Consider the following 19,946-nt stretch of genomic DNA (forward strand, 5'->3'; position numbering starts at 1 on the left):
ATTCAGCCTGTGGATCCTCTGTTTTTTTACTGGATGATTTCCCATTCACGTTTCTCGGCAATTGTCCGGAGGCGTGGTTCGGGATGGACGGCAACGGGATGGCCGACGAGTTCGAGCACCGGCAGGTCGGAAAAACTGTCGCCGTACGCAAAACTGTTCGACCAATCGATCTGCTGGCCATTCAGTGCTTCCTGGATCTTTTCCGTTTTTAATGAACCCTGGATGTGCGTTACCGGCGTCCGGTGGTCCAGGATACCATTCTTATAATGTATTTCCGTTCCGATGATTTTCTCGATCGGCAATTTTTCTGTTACTGCATGGAGCAGAGGCATGAAGGCGCCGGATACAAGCATGACATAATCGTTATCGACCACATGCTGGCGTAATCTTTCCACAACCCGGCTGTTCATATCATCGTGCATTTTGTCAGCGATTTCCGCGAAAAACTGTTCCAGTTCTTCCCGGCTGAAAGTTTCGAGTGCCAGGAGATAGGCTTGTACGGAACGCGCTCGCATTTTTGCTTCCGGATAGAGTTTTAATTTATGGCCAATATAAGGAGGCATGATTGCGCGGTAAAATCGGCGATAGCGCAGATTGTGTTCGGGGTGGTTCTTCAGATGAGACATCATCAATTGAAAAGTTTCTTTCGAATACAGGGTTCCATCAAAATCAAATATTGCTACTCGCACTCTCATCACTCCGATTTCATTAAGATCTATTTTCTTCATCATAACGGAAACTGCCAGCGCCTTCCAGTTCACGGCAGATGTTTATGGGATTTCCTGGGCAGGGTATAGGAAAAGAAAGCAATCATTCAGAGACAGGAGGAAAAGAGATGCAGAAGCAGCGTATTACAGTAGGGTATGTGGAGTTAACCGATGAAGAATCACAGCGCCTTTTTGAAAAGGTGCGCAAAGATAAAGGAATCGAAGGCTATTCGGAACTCCAGGGATTGATGGACGATTTCGACTCGCGCGTTATCGAACCGCACGAAGAACCGTTGAAAGAGGTGCTCGGCGAGGAAGCGCCGGCAGAAGAAAGCAGCAAAGGAACCCGCTACATCGAAGTTTTCAACAAGCTGGAAGAAGACTCGCGGTACCGCATCAAAGCATCCAAACAACATTAATGGTTTACCGGCCGGGCAGGTGATGCCCGGTTTTTTTGTGGATGGATTTAAAAATGGTGGTCAGCGCAACTAAAAATGTGGCTGAAAAAATAATTGGGAATTTCAAAAAATAAACCGGCTCATAATTCAAAGGCCAAAAAAAGTGCTTGCACTTAACGTTAACGTCAATGATAAACTGGAACTATCGAAAAAGTCTGACAGGGAGGCGGGAGATGAAAACAATTCGGGAAGCCGCGGAAGAGTTTGGCATGACAACACGAACCATTCGCTATTATGAAGAGCTTGGTATGCTGAAGCCGGAGCGGTTGAAAAACAGGCAGCGGATTTATTCCAATGCCGAAATCGCAAAACTGAAGCTGATCGACAGGGGCAAGAAATATGGCTTTACGCTGGACGAAATCAAAGAGATGGTGCTGTTATTTGATGTGGATCGCACGGGGGAAAAGCAAATGGAGCGGACAATCGAATATGGCAGAAAACAAATAGGGGTAATGGAAGAGAGAATCGAAGAGTTGGAAACGATGAAACAAGAGATGGAATCTCTGCTTGATGAATTTTCGGTAAAGCTAGAAAAGTTGAAGGGGATGGGAAAATGAATATTTCGGGATTATTGGAGAGAAACGCCAGGAAATATCCGAAATCGGAAGCGTTGGTTGGTATGGGGCAACGACTGACCTTCGATGATATGGACAAAGCAGTAAATAATATAGCGTACTCGCTGCGGCAAAGGGGAATTTCTGAAGGGGATAAAGTGGTACTGTTTATGCCGAATGTGCCGGAATTCGTACTGGCATATTTTGCGGTCCAGCGCCTGAACGCAGTAATTGTGCCGATTAATGCCAAGCTCTCCAAAAAAGAAGTCGAATATATCCTTGACCATTCGGACGCCAAAGCTTTGATTGCACATGAACTGTTGTTTGAAGCCGTAAAGGGGATACAACCGAATGGGCTTTTACTGATTAAAACAGGTGAAGCGGCTGAAGGGTGGGAGAGCTTCAGTAAATTTGCAGAGAGTGATTCTCCAGAAAAGATTTCTTCAGATGCCAAAGAAGACGAACCATCGACAATCCTTTATACATCGGGAACTACGGGACAGCCTAAAGGTGTATTGTTCAGTCACCGTAATGTATTGACCGTTGCACAGATGATTTGTGTCGAGATGGAAATGAAACCGGAAAGCCGGCTTTTGCATATGATGCCTCTCAGTCATTCTGCGCCGCTGCATCTTTTCCTGGCGGCTGGAATGATTGTTGGTGCCAAACATGTGCTGGTGCCGACATTCACGCCGGATTTATTGCTGGATACAGTCGAAAAGGAACGGACAACGCACTTTTTCGGTGCGCCCGTTGCGTATCTGATGACAGCCAAGCATCCGGAAATCGCTGGCCGGGATCTGTCATCGATGAAATGGTGGATTTATGGCAGCGCACCATTATCGGCAGGTGAAGTGAAATTTGTTCAACAGGCTTTCCGTACTGATAATCTCGTGTGTGTATATGGATTGACGGAAGCCGGTCCGAGCGGGACATTGATGACGGGTCCGGAACATACCGAAAAGGCGGGAAGCATTGGGAAGCGGGCGGCTTTGCACGCGGAACTGCGGATTGTGAATGATACCGGGGATGATGTTGAGCCGGGTGAAGTCGGTGAAATTCTACTTCGCGGAGAAGGCAATATGCTCGGTTATTATAAAAATGAAGAAGCGACAAAAGCGACTTTTAGTGGAGACTGGCTGAAGACGGGCGACTTGGCGAAGTTCGATGAAGACGGTTTTATTTGGATCATCGACCGCAAGAAAGATCTGATCATTTCCGGCGGTGTCAATATATATCCGAAGGAAATTGAAGAGGTAATTCTGAGCCATCCCGATATTCATGAGACGGCCGTCATTGGTGTTCCGCACGCCGAATGGGGCGAAACGGTCAAAGCCTATTTTGCAGCTTCCCGGAAACTTACTGAACAGGAAATAAAATCGTTGGTGTCGGAACAATTGGCAAGCTTCAAGATTCCGAGATTGATTGAACAGGTGGAGGCGCTGCCGCGGAACGCTTCCGGCAAGATATTGAAACAGCCGCTGCGGGAAAGAGGTGTATGAGATGGTCGTTCTGAAAGGGCAGGCACCGGAGGGTGAGCGCAATTTTTATGACAGGGATGAAACGCTGAAAAAGATTCTTGCACAATCCCTGCCGGCTGATTTCCTGCAATATGCAGACAGGGAATTATCTTCATTTGGCGGATTGGCGGCCAATGAAATCGATGAGCGCGCCCGTCACACCGATCGCGAAGGCGCACCGCGTCTGGAAAAGTATGACCGTCTTGGGGAAGATATTTCACATGTCTGGGTCAATGAAGGCTATAAGAAGACAGTGGAAGAAACCTACGCGACCGGCATTGTTGGCTATGTGCATAAGGATATTCCGGAACTCGGGCGAAAAGGCAATTATGTTTACAGTTTTGCACAGGGCTATCTGCTGTCGCAATCTGAACCGGGATTTTATTGTCCGGTGACTTTGACAATGGCAACAGCTTACTTGTTGGACAAATTTGCAGATGAAGAAGTCAAGTCGCGTTTTTTGCCGCATGTCTGTGCAACAGGCAACTTCGAACTTTTTGAGGGCGCAACGTTTCTGACGGAGCGGCAAGGGGGTTCTGATGTCGGAGCCAATGAAGTGAAGGCGGTCAAAGAAGGAGCGGACTACCGCTTATACGGCGAGAAATATTTTGCGTCGAATGCCGGCATGGCGGGAGTGGCCATGGTGCTGGCAAGAATCGAAGGGGCTGCGGAAGGTTCTAGGGGCCTGACTTTATTCGCCGTACCCTGGCGTGTTGACAGTAAATTGAATGGCATAAAAATTCGCCGGCTGAAAGACAAACTCGGCGTCCGTGCAGTGCCTTCCGGAGAAGTGGAGTTTGACGGCGCACAAGCTTATGTGGTCGGGGATCCGTCGCAAGGGCTGAAGTATATGATGGAAGCGCTGAACCTGTCCCGGATCTGCAATGCGGTGGCGTCCGTCGGCATCATGAAACGCGCGCTGGACGAGGCGGCGGAGTATGCTGAACGCCGCAATGCATTCGGGCGGAAGCTGACGGAGTTCCCGATGGTCCAGGACAATTTGATGAAGCTGCGCGCCAAGCAGGAATTTGAGACGGTCGCGATTTTTGATCTCATTTCGCTTTACGATCGAGTGACGGAGGGAGAAGCTACTGCTGATGAGCAGGTTTTGAACCGCCTGCTGATCGCGATTCTCAAAAAAGAGTCGGCTGAACAGGCCATCCATTTCTCGCACGAGGCGATTGAGATGCACGGCGGCAACGGGTATATCGAAGATTTCGTGACGCCGCGTCTGCTCCGTGATGCCCAGGTGCTGACGGTGTGGGAAGGAACAGCCAATATCCTTGGCCTAGAATTGATCCGTCTGGTCAATAAATTCAGTGCCCATGAAGTGTTTATCCGCCATGTTAACAGCCGTTTGGATGGGTTGGCCGCGACTGTGGAAGTGGAAGTGGTTCGTGGGAAGCTGAAGGTTTTGCAAGTTGAATTGACTGCTTTTGCCGATTTTGACACTGATCTGCAGACGTTTGAAGCAAAAGGATTGATGCAGAAAATGGCGTGGTTATATGAAAACATGATTGCGCTGGAATGGGCGGAAAAGCATGCCGGGATTTATGTGCCGCTTGCTGAAATATTCACGGAAATGACCTGGAACACACGCGAAGTCGGCGGTGCGATGAAGACTGTGAATTATTTTTCTGAAGTTATGGGCGAATAGCCAAAGGACCATCTGCAATGCAAATTGCAGGTGGTCCTTTTTTGTATGAATTTGGAGCTGCTATTGTCTATCCGGCTCATCCTTCAGTAATTGGAAACAAATCGGCAAAATTTTTAAAAATAAAGTGAATATTCTAATAGTTTGCATGGCGACAGCAGGATTTTTGCAGTAGGATAGACTCGATAGAGGATTTAGGGAGGAGAGAGACCCGCATGCTCGATACCGATAAGCTGACCAAAAAATTCAAAGATACGGTAGCTGTGGACAATGTGACGATCAGCCTCCGGCAGGGTGAATCAGTGGGCCTGCTCGGACCGAATGGCGCCGGAAAGTCGACCGCAATCGCCATGATTTCAACCCTTATGAAACCGACTTCCGGCGACGTCCGTCTCCACGGCAAAAGCGTCCTGAAAAACAATGGCGCAATGCGCGCTATACTTGTTGTAGTGCCGCAAAAAATCGCCCTCTATGAAGAGTTGAGCGCTTATGAAAACCTGAAGTTCTTCGGTCGCATTTACGGTTTAACCGGTAAAAAACTGGAGGGACAAATCCAATATGTGCTGGAGCTTGTCGGGTTGTCCGACCGCCAAAAAGAACTCGTCAAAAATTACTCGGGCGGGATGCAGCGGCGCGTCAATCTGGCGGCGGCCATGATGCATGAGCCCGAAGTTCTGATCATGGATGAGCCTACTGTCGGCATAGATCCGCAATCGCGCAATCACCTGCTCGAAACGATCCGTAAATTGAACAGGGAGCAGGGCATGACGGTGCTGTATACGAGCCATTACATGGAGGAAGTGGAGAAGCTTTGTGACCGTGTCTATATTATGGACCACGGGAAAGTGATTGCCTCTGGAACGAAGGAAGAACTCAAAGGCATTCTTTCGGAAGAAGAAACGGTGTGGATTGAATTCGACAAGAGTTATCCCAAGCTGTTTGAAAAGCTCGGGCAAATCGAAGGCATCCAGCATGCAGTCACGGATGAACACAGCCTGAAGCTGATCATTCCAAAAGGTGCACGGGTGCTCGGAACATTATTCCATGAAGCCGAGCGATACGGAGCACAGATCATTAACGTCAACGTCCAGACGCCGACGCTTGAGGATGTATTTCTCCGGTTGACCGGCCGGAAGTTGCGGGACTGAGGAGGGAAAAGATGGGCGCATTTCTGGTGAAAGACATTATGTTGCTGCTTCGTGACCGTTCGGAATTGCTGGTGCTTCTCGCTATGCCATTTTTGCTCATTGCAATTCTTGGCTTTTCGCTGCGGGGGATTTTCTCGGGGGATTTGGAAGCGCTGGAAATGGATGTGGCCTTCGTCACCCTGGACGATGAAGCACAAGCGGTGGAAGCAATACAAAATGAAATTGATGCAATGGGGATTCCACAGGCGGATGCGGAAGCGCTGAAGCAGGCGGCCGCAGCCATCAGCCCGCAAACGATGCTGGTTTCACTTCTTGAAAGCGAAAATCTGGATGGACTGATTCCACTGCAAAACATGGAGCAGGCCCAAGCAGCAGAGGGGTTGGAAGAAGAGACGGTCGATGCCGTCATCACCATTCCGGATGGCTTTACGGAAGCAGCTTTGCGGAATATGCTGTTCGGTTCCGGCGACGGAACTGAGCTTCAGATGCTTGCTGCCGATTTAACCTCCCCTCAGGCGGAAGTCCTCAATTCGATATTGGAGGAATTTGTGGGGACTGTGAATTTTGAAGCGGCGATTTCCCGGCTGGCAGGAGGCGAAACCGTCACCGGGGCAGAGGTGGCCGGAGGGGTTGAAACGATAACGGCCCGTCCACCGATCAGCTCGTTCCAATATTACACAATCGGAATGGCCGTCATGTTCGTTTTGTTCGTCGGTTCGACGATCGCATCACAGGCGAACCTCGAACAAAAGCAAATGGTTTTTGACCGCATACTGTTATCCGATCGCCCACCGCTGTTGTATTTGGGCAGCAAAGCGCTTGCTGCCTCATTAATAGTGCTGGTGCAGCTGATTCTGTTATTCGATTTATCGTCGTTGATTTTCCGCACGTTTTCAGCGGATTCCTGGTCGTTTTGGTTCGGAGTTGCCATCATTTCCGTTGTGCTGGCGGCGGCGGTCGGCTGTCTTGCGGCATTGATGACTTCCTTGACGTTGCGTTTACAGAGTGACGCTGTTCCCTCAATTTTCTCTGGGGGAGTGATTGCCCTCATGGCATTTCTCGGCGGCAGCTTCATGCCGATGGGCGGCACACCCGAAATTCTGCAGACTATCGGAAACTGGACGCCGAACGGTGCAGCGATGTCTGCTTATTTCTCCTGGCTGTTGGAGCCGGAAGCAGGCAATTTGGCGGGACCGCTTACGCGGATCGGCATTACGGCGTTGCTGTTCCTGCTCGTTGCACTCGCGGTGTTCCCGAAAAAGGGGGAAGTTCTATGAAAGCTGTGTTCCTATTGCAATGGCGCAGGTTTTACAGAAAGCCGCTGCTGGTTGTGACCATGTTCGGCCTGACGGTGATATTTGTTTCAGTGTCTGCAGCCGGCAACCAGGGGGGACCGCAGGCAGTGCCTTTATATGCGGATCAATCGCTGACGGAAAGGGAGGCAAATGACTGGCTCGAGCGGCTGAATGACGATGACCGGTTTGCATTCGAGCTCATGCCGGAATCGCGGGCACGGACCCTTGTGGCGGATGGGAATGTGGGGCACGCTGTCAAACTGCTAACGACGGACTACCGTTTGCTGGTCGGACGGGAAGACCCCAACCGGTTCGTCCTCGATTCATACCTGCGGCGTACCTATTCGGAAGAACTGAGTCTGCAAAGGGCGGAGCAGGCAGTGCCGGGAATTCGGGAACAGGTGGAGTCGTCAAGGGACAATCCGCCATTGACGCTTACTGTCACCTCCCGGCAAGGGGAAGAAGACAGCTTCCAGTACAATGGTGAGCTGCAGCTGTTGTTCGGGATGACTTTGTTTTTTGTCATCTACACCATCATGTTCAGCCTGGTGCGCATTGTCGATGAAAAACGGACCGGCACTTGGAGCCGGATGATCATATCACCGGTGAGAAAATGGCAAATCTACCTCGGCCATCTGGGCTACAGTTTTCTGGTGGGCTTTTCTCAAATTACACTGATATTCCTGTTGTTCCGTTTTGCTTTCGGATTCGATCTCGGCGACCATTTCTGGCTGCTGATTGCCATTGCTGCCTGTTATACGTTTTCCATTGTCGCCCTCGGATTGCTGATTATCTCGCTGGTCACAAAACCGCAGCAGCTCGGAGCGGTAATTCCGATTATCGCAACCGGCATGGCAATGGTGGGCGGAGCGTTTTGGCCGATTGAACTGGTAAGCAATGAAATCCTGCTCGCCATCGCCAAAGTTCTTCCAATCACTTATGGAATCGAAGCATTAACAACGGTCGCCGTGTATGGCGAAGGGGTGGAAGCAATTCTCCTGCAGCTGGCTGTCCTGATCGGGTTTGGAGCCATTTGCATGGTGATCGGCATCCGGCTGCTGGAATGGCGCAGTGCTTCATGAGAAATAGAGAAGGTGCCGGAGATGAGTTTATCTTCGGTTTTTTTCATGTATGCATCATTAAATGGTTTTCCGTTTTATGGATTTACTATCCGCTGCGAATAAAATACTTTACATATGCGCCACAACAATGTCTAATGCGTGTTGACAGAGAATATTAGAAGTTATTTTTCGCAGATATATCTGTTTTTGGTTGAACTTTAAAAGAAATATCCAACAACAATAAAATTATAATTCCATTATTTGGCGATACTTTCCGTTTTGGCTTAAATACTTTCTAAATTGGCTCGAATACTTTCCAAATTACCCAAAATACTTTCCAAAATGGGTCAAATACTTTCTGATTCATTTTCCGGATTTTATTTGCATAATGTTGTAAAATAGTTTCCTGGATAATTCCCAAATATTTGGATATACTGTCCGGAACAGCTGAAATACTGTCCGCAGACTAAAAATACTGTCCGCAAATCAAAAATACTGTCCGGAGAAGAAAAATACTGTCCGGAACCAATTTTCCCCATAAAAAAGACGATCCGCACACAGCGGACCGCCTTCCTACTAAATTCTATTCTTCACCGTGCCCCATGCAGCGTTCGCATTCGTAGACGATCGACTCACGCTGCTCCTGGATTTCTGCTCCACATTCGCGGCATTCTTTCTTAGAACGTGTACCGTAAGTTGTCTGCATGTTTTTCATAATGATCTCCTCCAATAAATTAGTTTAGTTTGTCATACCCCGGCAGTGTCAGAAACTCAGCAAAATCACTTTCCAATGTCAGTTTGGCAAATAATTCACGGGCAGCGGCATAGTTACCGGAAACATAAACTTCTTCACCGACGGCTTGCTTGATTTTAGCGGTCTCCTCGTCCAAAAAATCATGGAACAGGCTGACGTTGATCTTACGGCCATCTTCAAGAATTCCTTTTGGATGGCGGATCCACTGCCATACCTGGGAGCGGGAGATTTCGGCGGTTGCGGCGTCTTCCATCAGGTTGTTGATGGGAGCGGCGCCGTTGCCGGAAAGCCAGGACGCAATGTACTGGATGCCGACAGAGATGTTGGAGCGGAGGCCCTCTTCGGTAATCGTGCCGTGAGGGACTTCCACCAGCTCTTCAGCGGTAACATTCACATCTTCGCGCTGTCTGTCAATCTGGTTCGGCGCCGGCATATGTTCATTGAATTGCTCCATTGCCGTCGCCACCATTCCCGGATGGGCGACCCATGTGCCATCGTGGCCATCCGTCACTTCGCGGCGCTTGTCTTCCGCTACTTTCGCAAAAGCGGTTCGGTTGGCTTCTTCATCGCCTTTAACGGGAATCTGGGCTGCCATGCCGCCCATTGCCGGTGCGCCTCTGCGGTGGCAGGTTTTGATGCACAGTAATGTATAAGCGCGCATAAACGGAACGGTCATCGTCACCTGGGAGCGGTCCGGGAAAATATAATCCGGATTGTTGCGCATCCGTTTGATGACGGAGAAGATGTAATCCCAGCGGCCGCAGTTAAGGCCGGCGGAATGGTCACGCAGTTCATACAGGATTTCATCCATTTCAAATGCTGCGAGAATCGTCTCGATCAGCACTGTGGCGCGGATGGAACCGTGTGGAATATCCAGTTCCTGCTGCGCAAAAACGAAAACATCATTCCACAATCGCGCTTCAAGATGGCTTTCAAGTTTCGGCAGATAGAAGTAAGGGCCGGAACCGCGGGCGATCAATTCTTTTGCATTATGGAAGAAATACAATCCGAAATCGACGAGGCTGCCGGAAGCGGCGCGGCCTGCAATTTCAATATTTTTCTCCGGTAAATGCCAACCGCGGGGCCGTACCATCAATACGGCTGTTTCTTCATTGAGTGCATATTTTTTGCCGGTTTCGGGAACTTCAAAATCGATTTGACGGCGAACGGCATCGTACAAATTCACCTGGCCGTCGATGACATTGAACCAATTCGGCGCAGTGGCATCTTCCAGATCCGCCATGAACATTTTCGCTCCAGAGTTCAAAGCGTTGATTAGCATCTTGCGGTTGGTCGGACCTGTGATTTCGATACGCCGGTCTTTCATATCCTCCGGCAGGGGAGCGACCGTCCAGTCGCCGTCCCGGATGTGTTTTGTTTCAGGCAGGAAATCGAGCTTTTTGCCGGCATTCAGTTCCTTCTGGCGCACCTGGCGCCGGTCCAGCAGTTCGCGGCGGCGCTGGTCGAAGTTTTTGTGAAGCTTTTCGACAAATTCAAGCGCTTCCGGTGTCAGAATCTTTTCCATGTCCGGCGTAATGTCGGCAGTAATCTTGATATCACTTTTGGTAATCAATTCCTTCACCCTTTCACCGATTGGAATTGTTCAGCTTCAGTGGAGCCTTTCATCGCGGTAGTGGAACTCGTGCCTCCGGAAATGATCTGTGATACCTCGTCAAAGTAGCCTGTGCCGACTTCGCGTTGGTGACGTGTAGCCGTATAGCCTTTTTCTTCGCTGGCAAATTCAGCCTGCTGTAATTTCGAGTAAGCGGCCATGCCGTTGTCTTTATAATCATGTGCCAGTTCGAACATGCCGTGGTTGAGGGCATGGAATCCGGCCAACGTAACGAATTGGAATTTGTAGCCCATTTTGCCAAGTTCAACTTGATACTTCGCAATCGTTTCTTCGTCCAGTTTCGCTTTCCAGTTGAAAGAAGGAGAGCAGTTATAAGCGAGCAGTTTGCCCGGGAATTCCGCATGGATCGCATCTGCGAACTGTTGCGCTTCTTCAAGGTTTGGATGCGAAGTTTCACACCAGACCAAGTCCGCGTATGGTGCATAAGCAAGGCCGCGTGCAATGGCCTGGTCGATGCCGGCATTCGTGCGGTAGAAACCTTCCGGTGTGCGTTCGCCGGTGATGAAACGGTGGTCTGCAGGATCGATGTCACTGGTGATGAGATCCGCTGCATCCGCATCTGTTCTGGCGATCAATAGAGTCGGAACGCCCAGTACATCAGCTGCAAGTCTTGCGGATACCAGGTTGCGCACGGCGTTTTGTGTCGGCTGCAATACTTTGCCGCCGAGATGGCCGCATTTTTTCTCTGAAGCCAGTTGATCTTCGAAATGGACGCCGGCTGCACCAGCTTCGATCATCGCTTTCATCAATTCGAAAACATTCAGCGGGCCGCCGAATCCAGCTTCAGCATCAGCGACGATCGGTGCGAACCAGTCGATGCCATCCGTACCTTCAACATTGTCGATCTGATCGGCACGCTGCAGCGCCTGATTAATCTTCTTGACGACATTCGGTACGGAATCCACCGGATACAAGCTTTGATCCGGATACATCTGGCCAGCCGAGTTGGCGTCTGCCGCTACTTGCCAGCCGCTCAGGTAAATTGCCTGAAGGCCCGCTTTGACTTGTTGGACCGCCTGATTCCCGGTCAACGCTCCGAGTGCATTCACAAAATCCATTTCATGGATGGAGCGGTAAAGACGTTCGGCACCGCGCTTTGCCAATGTATGTTCAATTTGTACAGAGCCGCGGAGCTTGACGACATCCTCTGCCGAATAAGGGCGCTTAATGCCGTTCCATCTGCTATCCTGTTCCCAACTCTTATTTAATTCCTCAATTTGCTGCTGCTTGCTGACCATCCAACCATCCCTTTCGAATAAAAAATTTTTTAACTGTATTAATACAGATTGTGTTGTTGTATATTAATATATAACAGATGATTCCCTTTGTCCTGAAAATTGGATGAACGGTTTCATTCTAAGATGAAATGCCATATACACCGACAAACGACCGGAAAGGGGCAGAAGGGATGAATAAAGAGTTTCTTGAACAAATCAGCCACATCATTGGCGACTGGCTTCCGAAAGAGGCTTCCATTGCTGTGGCAGTGGGCGATTCATACATCTATTTCAAAGCGGGGGAGCTGGATCTGCGGATTCGGGAAGGTGACCCTGTGCCGGCCGGCAGTGTGGCGGAACTGACCTTTAAAAGAGGGGGAAGAGTTGAGAAGCTGGTTGAAAATTCGTCGCTGGGCTTTCCGTATTACGGCATCGGCTATCCGGTGGAACTTGCCGGCCAGGCTGCGGCATTGGTGGTTATTTTGCCGGCAAGCCACATCTTGGCCCGAAAACCGCTGCTCCGTTTCCTGACCGGCAAGCTGGAGGACAACTGGCGGCCGGTTTCAATCGACCTTGTTTCCCATATAGAAAGCAACCAGAAAAAAACGTGGTTCTACGCCGATGAGGAAGCGTATTGCACCATTCATACCCTGAAGGAACTGCGGTATCAATTGCCCGACAGTTTTCTGCCGGTCCACCGGTCGTTTATCGTAAACATCAATTATATAGAAGAAATCGGCCGGGACATTTCCTCCAATTACGTCTTGACCATGAAAGACGGCTCGCTGCTGCCGGTCAGCCAGAACTATGCCGGGTCACTCCGGGAGCGGTTGGGATTCTGATGCGCTTCTTTCGTTGATTAACTTCCTGATGGACGGGTAAAGTCCTATAAAAAGCCAGGGAGTGATTACAATATGGAAAAAGCGAAATTCCTGCATTTTGAAGACGACGGCACCATACCGAACAATCCGTCACTCGGGGTGGCCATTTATACTGGTGTGTTCCATAACAACCCGGATAGAATTGAAGACACATTCAACAGCAACGGCTGGACCAACAGTTGGACGAACGGCGTATTCGATTATCATCATTACCACAGCAATACACACGAAGCGCTCGGCGTCCGTTCAGGGTCGGCAGTGATTTTGCTGGGCGGGGAAAACGGGCAGGAACTGGAAGTCAATGTTGGAGATGTGGCGGTGCTCCCAGCCGGAACCGGGCATAAGAAGATTTCCGCCAGTGATGATTTTCAGATTGTCGGCGCTTATCCGGGCGGCGTCAGTCCGAATAAGAAAACCGGAAAAGCAGATGAACGGCCATATGTATTGGAAGACATCCAGAACACCCCTTTGCCGCAGACTGATCCGGTCTATGGCAATGAAGGGCCGTTGGTGGATGAATGGACATGAAAAAATCCCCTGCTCACATGAACCGTGAGCAGGGGATTTTTCTTTAGTTTTAAGAATGTAGGGATGTAGTGTTTCCGTGTCCAGCACCCAGCCCCTCGAGTCGCTTCGGGCGCAAAGAACGCCATATAGTTTAACAGCATTTAATGCTGCTCCTGCATCGCTGCGCGCTTCGTCGCAAATAGATGGCTCAAATTATCTTTGAGCCATCTATTGCTTGTCGGGGCTAACCGGGCGCTTGCGCTTTTCTATTGTCCAGACTCCAGCACCCAGCTCTTCGGGTCATAAGCCAGCCCAGCTGCGTGGTCAGGACCACTTCGCTGTTCTGTCTTATGCCTGTCAGAGCTAACCGGGCGCTTGCGCTTTTCTATTGTCCAGACTCCAGCACCCAGCCCCTCGAGTCGCTTCAGCCTCGCCGTCAATGGCAAAGACCGCCATTACCGTCAAGGCTTCCAGCGCTTGTCAGAGCTAACCGGGCACTTCCGCTTTTCTTATAACTGAATTGAAATATATTTGGTTTCCAGGAATGCTTCAAGGCCTTCCTGGCCGCCTTCGCGGCCGATGCCGCTTTCTTTCATGCCGCCAAACGGCGCCTGGGCAGTGGACGGCATGCCGTCGTTCCAGCCGACAATTCCGTAATCCAGATTTTCGGCGAGATACGTTCCGCGCTGCATGCTGTTCGTGAAGAAATAGGCAGCCAATCCGAAGCGCGTGTCATTTGCCAATGCAACGGCTTCTTCATCTGTTTTGAAGCTCATGATCGGCGCAACCGGCCCGAATGTTTCTTCGTTCATGACCAGCATGTCCGAGTTTGCATTCATCAGAACCGTCGGGTTATAGAAATAGGAATCATTTTCTGTGCGGCCATCTCCGCCGACAAGTACTTTTGCACCTTTGCCGACAGCGTCCTGCACATGCTTCGCCACTTTGTCGTACCCGTCTTTATCGATAAGCGGTCCAATCTGCACGCCCTCATCAAGACCATTGCCGACTTTCAACCCTGCAGCGGCTTCCTGCAGTTTTTGTGAAAATTCTTCTACAATCCCTTCCTGTACATAGATCCGGTTTCCACAGACACAGGTCTGTCCGGCATTGCGGAATTTGGATGCCATGACGCCTTTGACCGCTTCCTCAATATTCGCGTCATCCAGTACAATGATGGGCGCATGTCCGCCCAGTTCCAGCGACAGGTTGAGCATCGTTTCCGAACTTTGCTTCATCAATTCTTTGCCGATTTCCGTGGAGCCGGTAAATGTCAGCTTACGGACCGACGGATGGCTGGTGAACACTTTGCCGATTTTGCCGGCACTGCCTGTAACCATATTGATGACACCTTTCGGGAAGCCGGCTTCTTCGGCCAATTCATACATCCGTACAGCCGTCAGCGGTGTCATTTTCGCGGGTTTGGCGACGAACGTGCAGCCTGCAGCCAATGCAGGGGCCATTTTCCGCGCCATCATCGCAGCGGGAAAATTCCATGGGGTGATGGAAACGACAACACCAACCGGCTGCTTATTGATCTGGATGCGCTTGCCCTCTTTGCTGGCGGGAATTGTCCGGCCATACATTCGCTTGCCTTCTTCTGCGTACCAGGAGATAAAGGAAGCGGAATACTCAATTTCACCGATTGCTTCAGCAAGTGGCTTGCCCATTTCCTTCGTCATGATCTCTGCCACCTGCTGCTTGTTTTGCAACAGGAGGTCATGCCACTTCATCAGCAGTTCAGCCCGGTGATAAGCCGTTGTCTTCGACCATTCGGGAAAGGCTGCGGCTGCCGCTTCCACTGCTTTAGTTGCCTCATCTTCTCCGCCATTCGGAACGGTGCCCACCTGCTCACCGGTCGCAGGGTTCATGACTTTTATGACGCCATCACCTGAAGTTGACCATTCACCATTGATGTAATGTTTTCCTTCCATTCGTAAAACCTCCTAAAGTATTTCAATCTATCCTTATTGCTATACCCTTTTAATGCGGCTTTAAAGATTAGCGGGATAAAAGTTAAGCCGCAAAATCAATAAGCTTTCGATGTCCGCAGAGCAATCCCAATTTCATAACTGTTTCGAAAAAAATTATAACGTCAATTAACAGTGAATTGTATTTTTTTTGCTTTGAAATGTCTATTTTGAATCAAGAAGGGTATACGAATAAAAGAAATTGTTTTGAATCTGTAGCAGGAGGTGGAAGTTGGTGGAGGTCAGAGAAAGCAGCAAAACAGATTCAAACCTCTTTGCCAAGCGAAGTGTGAATGAGGTATGCCAAGACTGTTTTTCAACCGAATCCGATCGTATTGCTGAAACCGGTGAAAAATTTATGGAATACTTCGCAAGGAATGCATCTTCAGATGGTGTATTGTTCAAGACGATCAAAGAAATTACGAAGGAGATAGAAATTCCGCATCAGTCCTTAACCAGAGTGCTGAAAGTTCTTGAAGATAAAAAAGTGATTTATCGGCGTAATGGAATTATCGGTTTATGGTCAGAATAAATTTTCGTGAATTTTTTGATGATATTTTTTTAGTATTTTAATATATATGAGGGAATAGAATTTGATTTAATATTACAAATTTGTTCCGATAGACAAAGTGCTGCAATTTAAAATATATCTGTAAAAAGCTCAATTCCTTAAGGGGTTGGGCTTTTTATTATGCGTAAATGCTAACCCGAATTGTGAGTCCAATAACCTATCGGTGTAATAATTGTAATATTTGAAATTATTTTGGTAGTCTTTATGCTTACATTTCATTAATTTTATTTCATTTTTATTAATTTATTAGTAGAAGTGCTCATCATATTATGATATAAAGGTACTATAATAATCTGAATTTTTAGATATATAAGAGCAGGTTGCATCGCTTTTTGACAAGGAGGTAAATTGTATGGCGGATAAAGTCATGGTTTTTAATATCATTAAGAGTCTAAAGAACCATGTAAAGTTAATCGGCACCATTGCTTTGTTGTCGATATTGATAACTTGGGCGCTTCTTACCTTCCTGCTGGTCCCGAATTATGAGGCTACAAGCCAGATATTCATAGAGCAGCCAAGTGGGAATGCGCCGGCCGCAAGCCAAGTGGAGAACTTGGCCGATCCGGAAGTCATGGATGCTTACAGTGCAATGATCAAGAGCCGGGATGTCCTGTCCGCAGCAATTTCCACAACCGGCAGTCCATTGAGTCCTGCAGAATTATATGAAAAAGTGACCGTTTCCAATGTCGCTTCTTCACAGGTGCTCAATATTACCGTGGAAGGCAAAGACAGAAAAATGGCAGGTGAAATAGCAAACTCGCTTGCTGAATCGGTCGTGGCGGAATCCTGGGAATGGCTGAAAATCGATAATCTCAGCATCATTGCCAAAGCATCTGTTGAAGAAGTTCCTTCGGTGATGGAGGAAAATGGTCTGTATGTTCTGGCAATCGGAGGGATTTTCGGTATTATCGTAGGGGTTTTATTGGCGCTTATCGCCGAGTTGTTCAACATGCTGTTCCGCACAGGCGTTCTGGAACGAAGAAGAAAACAGTCAAAACTTCAGACAGTGTTCAAGTAAAGCTTCTCGAGGGGGGAAACTGGAATGTATGAGCTGGTCTTTGCCAGCCAAAACAACCGCTGGCAGCAAATCCTGGATTTTTTCAATCTCAAGGATATCTTTTATGCACGTGAATACATGCTGAGCGCTCTCAGATTGGACCCCGGCGAGGCGATGCTTTTCTATTATACAGACGAAGATGGGCACGGCGAAATCGTGTACCCCTTCATAAAGCGGCAGCTGACGGAAACCGACTCCCTGTTATACGACATCACCACTCCGTTTGGGTATGGTGGGCCGGTCCTGGAAATTCACAATGACGGCCATAAACTGGCGTCGAATTTCTTAAGGGCTTTCGGGGAGTTCTGCAAAGCGGAGAAAATTATTGCTGAATATATCCGATTCCATCCTGTTCTGCACAATGCCGAATTCTTCGAAAAGCAGCTGGATCTCATTTCGGTTTATGACACCTACACTCTTCAACTGAATGCGTATCTGAGCGAAAGCGATCAGGCAGGCGCTGACAGATTTAATGGTGCCGACGCGTCCGGTTTAACCTTCAAAAAACTTGGAACCGTCAGGCATATGTTCGACTTTCTGGTCCTCTATTATTCAACTGTACGGCAAAGTGAGGAAACAGACAGCTATTATTTTTTCACCAATGATTATTTTGAATCGCTGGTCAGCGCATTGGGTCCAGAGCTGCATCTTTTTGGAGCTTACAAAGACAACAAACTTCTGGCAGCCACCTATGTTCTTACAAAAGGTGAAACAATTTACCATCATCTGAGCGGGAAAGCAGAAGGCGCAGACCTTGTGGATGCGGAAACTGTGCTCATGAACAATATTGCTGAATGGGGAGCTTATAACGGATTCCATTATTTCCATTTGGCAGGGAAGCAGCCGGGATATCTTGCAGCCTCAGACGTGGACGTTAACAAACCGTATGCAGTTTCCACTGCACCTTTCTTTATCGCCAGGGTCGTCCATGATCCGGAGGCATACATTTCAACTCATCCAATAGAAGAAACAGAACTGATAAAACGGTACGGCAATATTTGAATCAGATCCACTGACACAACTATCTGGGAGGGATCTATGTGAAGTATCTGCAATATAAAGGAGTAGTGGAGCGGGAATATAAAATGTCATTAAAGAAAATCATGCATCAGCTTTGTGTGACGGAAAACCTGAATGCTGTGGAGGGCGCGAAAAAATTGAGGATTGCCAAAGAGATATTTGTGTATTGGCGGCAGTATTTTCGCCTGGAAAAGCGGCAGATCCTATTTGACCAGACCGTTGAAGAGTTGGCAGAGATGCATAGCATCCATTTTGCCGAACTTGAAAGCAGTGATACCAACCAGAGAGCTGGATCACCGCAATCCGGTTCACTGGAAGAACTCGAGGATGTGGTCGACAGCTTAATCAAGTATTATGAATATATCCATTACACCAGCGAAGGACTGTCGTTGAAAACGGCGAAACTTCCATTATATAAATTCAGCCGCTCAGTGATTTCGGACTATAAAAACGGAGAACTTGAAAAAGAGCTTCATTCGCAAGGCTGAAGTAAGGGAAATCCAATTGAAAAGGAAGAATTTTTATGGAGGCTTTTACGGAAAAGGCAATAAAGGTCATTCGAAATATACCGCCTGGAAGAGTCATGACCTATGGACAAATTGCCTCCCATGCCGGTAGTCCGAGAGGGGCCAGACAAGTGGCAAGACTGCTGCACAGCATGAGCGCGAAATATGAATTGCCTTGGCATCGAGTGATAAATGCACAGGGCAAAATTTCATTTCAGGATACAGACAACCGCCTGTCTCAGACGAAGCTTCTGCAAAATGAAGGGGTGGAAGTGTGCAGCTTGGGGAAAATCGACTTGAAGCATTATCGCCATGACCCGGGGCACGATGCTTTCTGATCCTGCAGAAGTATATTCTACCCAGCGATCTCATGCGATGCTTAAACATTTGCTGGCCTCATCAGGCGAATGTTTAAGCTTTTTAAGCGCGAGGGTATATAAGCAAAGTAGAATTCTGATGACAGGAAAGAGGTACCCATTTATGACGAATAGAAAAAAACCAGTAATAGGTATAACCGCACGAGTGGAAAAAGACCAGACGTATACGCTGGATCCGGTATATGCCAAGGCAATCCTGCAATCCGGCGGAATTCCACTGATTGTTACAATCGTTGATGAAGAAGATATTCCGCTACTATGTGAGCGCCTCGACGGACTGATCGTAACCGGCGGAGGGGATATTAACCCGACCCTTTACGGAGAGGAGCCGCACCCGAGCCTCGGCGCAGTTTATCCGGGCAGTGACCAATACGAGGAAAAACTTATCACAGAATTTCTGAAATTGGATAAACCTTTCATGGGAATGTGCCGTGGGCTGCAAATGCTGAACATTACACTTGGAGGAACAAATTATCAGGATTTGGAAGCAGAATTTGAAGGGAAGTTGTACCAGCATCTGCAATTAGCTATGCGTACACACAGAACCCATAGCGTGGAACTGGAAGAAGACAGCCGTTTATATGAAATTATGGGAGAAAAGAAATTCCATGTGAATTCCTTCCATCACCAGGGAGTGCGCAAAGTATCAGATCAGCTGCGGGTAGCCGCTCGTGCTGCAGACGGGCTGGTTGAAGCTCTGGAAAGTGACCATTACCAATTTGTACTGGGCATCCAATGGCATCCCGAGGAGTTTGCTCTCCAAAACGACCAGGCTTCCATCAATATTTTTGACCGATTTGTAGCTGAATGTCTGAAAGACAAGTACCAAAACCAATAATAAATGGGTGCAAAAGAAAAGGCTGCTCAAGTGAGCAGCCTTTTCTTTGATATTATGCTTTGTTAATAGCAATGCTCCAAGGCTGAGGATGCTTGTCAGCCAAATCGAACTGAATGCTCCAAGGCTGAGGATGCTTGTCAGCCAAATCGAACTGAATGCTCCAAGGCTGAGGATGCTTGTCAGCCAAATCGAACTGAATGCTCCAAGGCTGAGGATGC

General features: G+C 48.5%; 20 protein-coding genes. 15 read left to right on the forward strand and 5 right to left on the reverse strand.

Translation table 11 applies throughout. The features are described 5' to 3' along the window. Positions 1-26: 26 nt before the first annotated feature. On the reverse strand, positions 27-731 hold the full coding sequence (locus DIJ65_RS00105; protein ID WP_230321281.1) for an HAD family hydrolase: 705 nt from the start codon (positions 729-731) through the stop codon (positions 27-29). 104 nt (positions 732-835) lie between these two features. Between DIJ65_RS00105 and DIJ65_RS00110 the strand changes: the two genes are divergently transcribed. From DIJ65_RS00110 to DIJ65_RS00140, 7 genes are all read left to right on the forward strand, one after another. After that, entirely contained in the window at positions 836-1,126 is a 291-nt protein-coding gene (locus DIJ65_RS00110; protein ID WP_117299841.1) for a hypothetical protein, read from the forward strand. Between the two features lie 212 nt (positions 1,127-1,338). After that, complete coding sequence (locus DIJ65_RS00115; RefSeq protein WP_117299839.1) at positions 1,339-1,722, forward strand: MerR family transcriptional regulator; 384 nt, start codon at positions 1,339-1,341, stop codon at positions 1,720-1,722. Then, the gene (locus DIJ65_RS00120; protein WP_117299837.1) at positions 1,719-3,221 is read left to right on the forward strand and encodes a class I adenylate-forming enzyme family protein; all 1,503 of its coding nucleotides are present in this window, start codon (positions 1,719-1,721) and stop codon (positions 3,219-3,221) included. The genes DIJ65_RS00115 and DIJ65_RS00120 overlap by 4 nt, the downstream gene beginning before the upstream one ends. Position 3,222: 1 nt before the next feature. Continuing rightward, complete coding sequence (locus tag DIJ65_RS00125; protein ID WP_117299836.1) at positions 3,223-4,896, forward strand: acyl-CoA dehydrogenase family protein; 1,674 nt, start codon at positions 3,223-3,225, stop codon at positions 4,894-4,896. 212 nt (positions 4,897-5,108) lie between these two features. Beyond that, positions 5,109-6,041 carry an ABC transporter ATP-binding protein gene (locus DIJ65_RS00130; RefSeq protein WP_117299834.1) on the forward strand — a complete coding sequence of 311 codons (933 nt, stop codon included), beginning with the start codon at positions 5,109-5,111 and terminating at the stop codon, positions 6,039-6,041. Between the two features lie 11 nt (positions 6,042-6,052). Next, the gene (locus DIJ65_RS00135; protein WP_117299832.1) at positions 6,053-7,318 is read left to right on the forward strand and encodes an ABC transporter permease; all 1,266 of its coding nucleotides are present in this window, start codon (positions 6,053-6,055) and stop codon (positions 7,316-7,318) included. After that, a complete protein-coding gene (locus DIJ65_RS00140; protein WP_117299830.1) occupies positions 7,315-8,418 on the forward strand; it encodes an ABC transporter permease in 1,104 nt (367 codons plus the stop codon). Before DIJ65_RS00135 ends, DIJ65_RS00140 begins: the two co-directional genes overlap by 4 nt. 562 nt (positions 8,419-8,980) lie before the next feature. On the opposite strand, the gene yhfH is transcribed toward DIJ65_RS00140, so the two are convergent. From yhfH to aceA, 3 genes are read right to left on the reverse strand one after another with little or no spacing between them, the layout of a single operon-like run. After that, complete coding sequence (gene yhfH / locus DIJ65_RS00145) at positions 8,981-9,112, reverse strand: protein YhfH (RefSeq protein WP_117299829.1); 132 nt, start codon at positions 9,110-9,112, stop codon at positions 8,981-8,983. A 19-nt stretch (positions 9,113-9,131) separates the two neighbouring features. After that, entirely contained in the window at positions 9,132-10,724 is a 1,593-nt protein-coding gene (gene aceB / locus DIJ65_RS00150) for a malate synthase A (protein WP_117299827.1), read from the reverse strand. 5 nt (positions 10,725-10,729) lie between these two features. Beyond that, complete coding sequence (gene aceA, locus DIJ65_RS00155; protein ID WP_117299825.1) at positions 10,730-12,022, reverse strand: isocitrate lyase; 1,293 nt, start codon at positions 12,020-12,022, stop codon at positions 10,730-10,732. A 170-nt stretch (positions 12,023-12,192) separates the two neighbouring features. On the opposite strand from aceA, the gene DIJ65_RS00160 reads away from it, so the two are divergent. After that, positions 12,193-12,843, forward strand: a complete 651-nt coding sequence (locus DIJ65_RS00160; RefSeq protein ID WP_117299823.1) for a LytTR family DNA-binding domain-containing protein — start codon at positions 12,193-12,195, stop codon at positions 12,841-12,843. Between the two features lie 72 nt (positions 12,844-12,915). Next, on the forward strand, positions 12,916-13,410 hold the full coding sequence (locus tag DIJ65_RS00165) for a cupin domain-containing protein (RefSeq protein ID WP_117299821.1): 495 nt from the start codon (positions 12,916-12,918) through the stop codon (positions 13,408-13,410). Between the two features lie 488 nt (positions 13,411-13,898). Here the strand turns inward: DIJ65_RS00165 and DIJ65_RS00170 are convergent, their stop codons facing one another. Beyond that, positions 13,899-15,323, reverse strand: a complete 1,425-nt coding sequence (locus DIJ65_RS00170; protein ID WP_117299820.1) for an NAD-dependent succinate-semialdehyde dehydrogenase — start codon at positions 15,321-15,323, stop codon at positions 13,899-13,901. A gap of 271 nt (positions 15,324-15,594) precedes the next feature. Here DIJ65_RS00170 and DIJ65_RS00175 point away from each other — a divergent pair, with 271 nt between their 5' ends. From DIJ65_RS00175 to DIJ65_RS00200, 6 genes are all read left to right on the forward strand, one after another. Next, complete coding sequence (locus DIJ65_RS00175) at positions 15,595-15,891, forward strand: MarR family transcriptional regulator (RefSeq protein ID WP_117299876.1); 297 nt, start codon at positions 15,595-15,597, stop codon at positions 15,889-15,891. A gap of 391 nt (positions 15,892-16,282) precedes the next feature. Next, the gene (locus DIJ65_RS00180) at positions 16,283-16,948 is read left to right on the forward strand and encodes a YveK family protein (protein WP_117299818.1); all 666 of its coding nucleotides are present in this window, start codon (positions 16,283-16,285) and stop codon (positions 16,946-16,948) included. A gap of 24 nt (positions 16,949-16,972) precedes the next feature. After that, positions 16,973-17,989 carry a GNAT family N-acetyltransferase gene (locus tag DIJ65_RS00185; protein ID WP_117299816.1) on the forward strand — a complete coding sequence of 339 codons (1,017 nt, stop codon included), beginning with the start codon at positions 16,973-16,975 and terminating at the stop codon, positions 17,987-17,989. Positions 17,990-18,027: 38 nt separating this feature from the next. Continuing rightward, positions 18,028-18,495 carry a hypothetical protein gene (locus DIJ65_RS00190; RefSeq protein ID WP_117299814.1) on the forward strand — a complete coding sequence of 156 codons (468 nt, stop codon included), beginning with the start codon at positions 18,028-18,030 and terminating at the stop codon, positions 18,493-18,495. 35 nt (positions 18,496-18,530) lie between these two features. Continuing rightward, positions 18,531-18,851, forward strand: coding sequence for an MGMT family protein (locus tag DIJ65_RS00195; RefSeq protein WP_117299812.1), 321 nt, complete (start codon positions 18,531-18,533; stop codon positions 18,849-18,851). 142 nt (positions 18,852-18,993) lie between these two features. Then, a complete protein-coding gene (locus DIJ65_RS00200) occupies positions 18,994-19,728 on the forward strand; it encodes a gamma-glutamyl-gamma-aminobutyrate hydrolase family protein (RefSeq protein ID WP_117299810.1) in 735 nt (244 codons plus the stop codon). The last annotated feature ends 218 nt before the right edge of the window (positions 19,729-19,946 follow it).

The sequence above is a fragment of the Planococcus salinarum genome (genome assembly GCF_007004625.1).
GTDB lineage: Bacteria > Bacillota > Bacilli > Bacillales_A > Planococcaceae > Planococcus > Planococcus salinarum.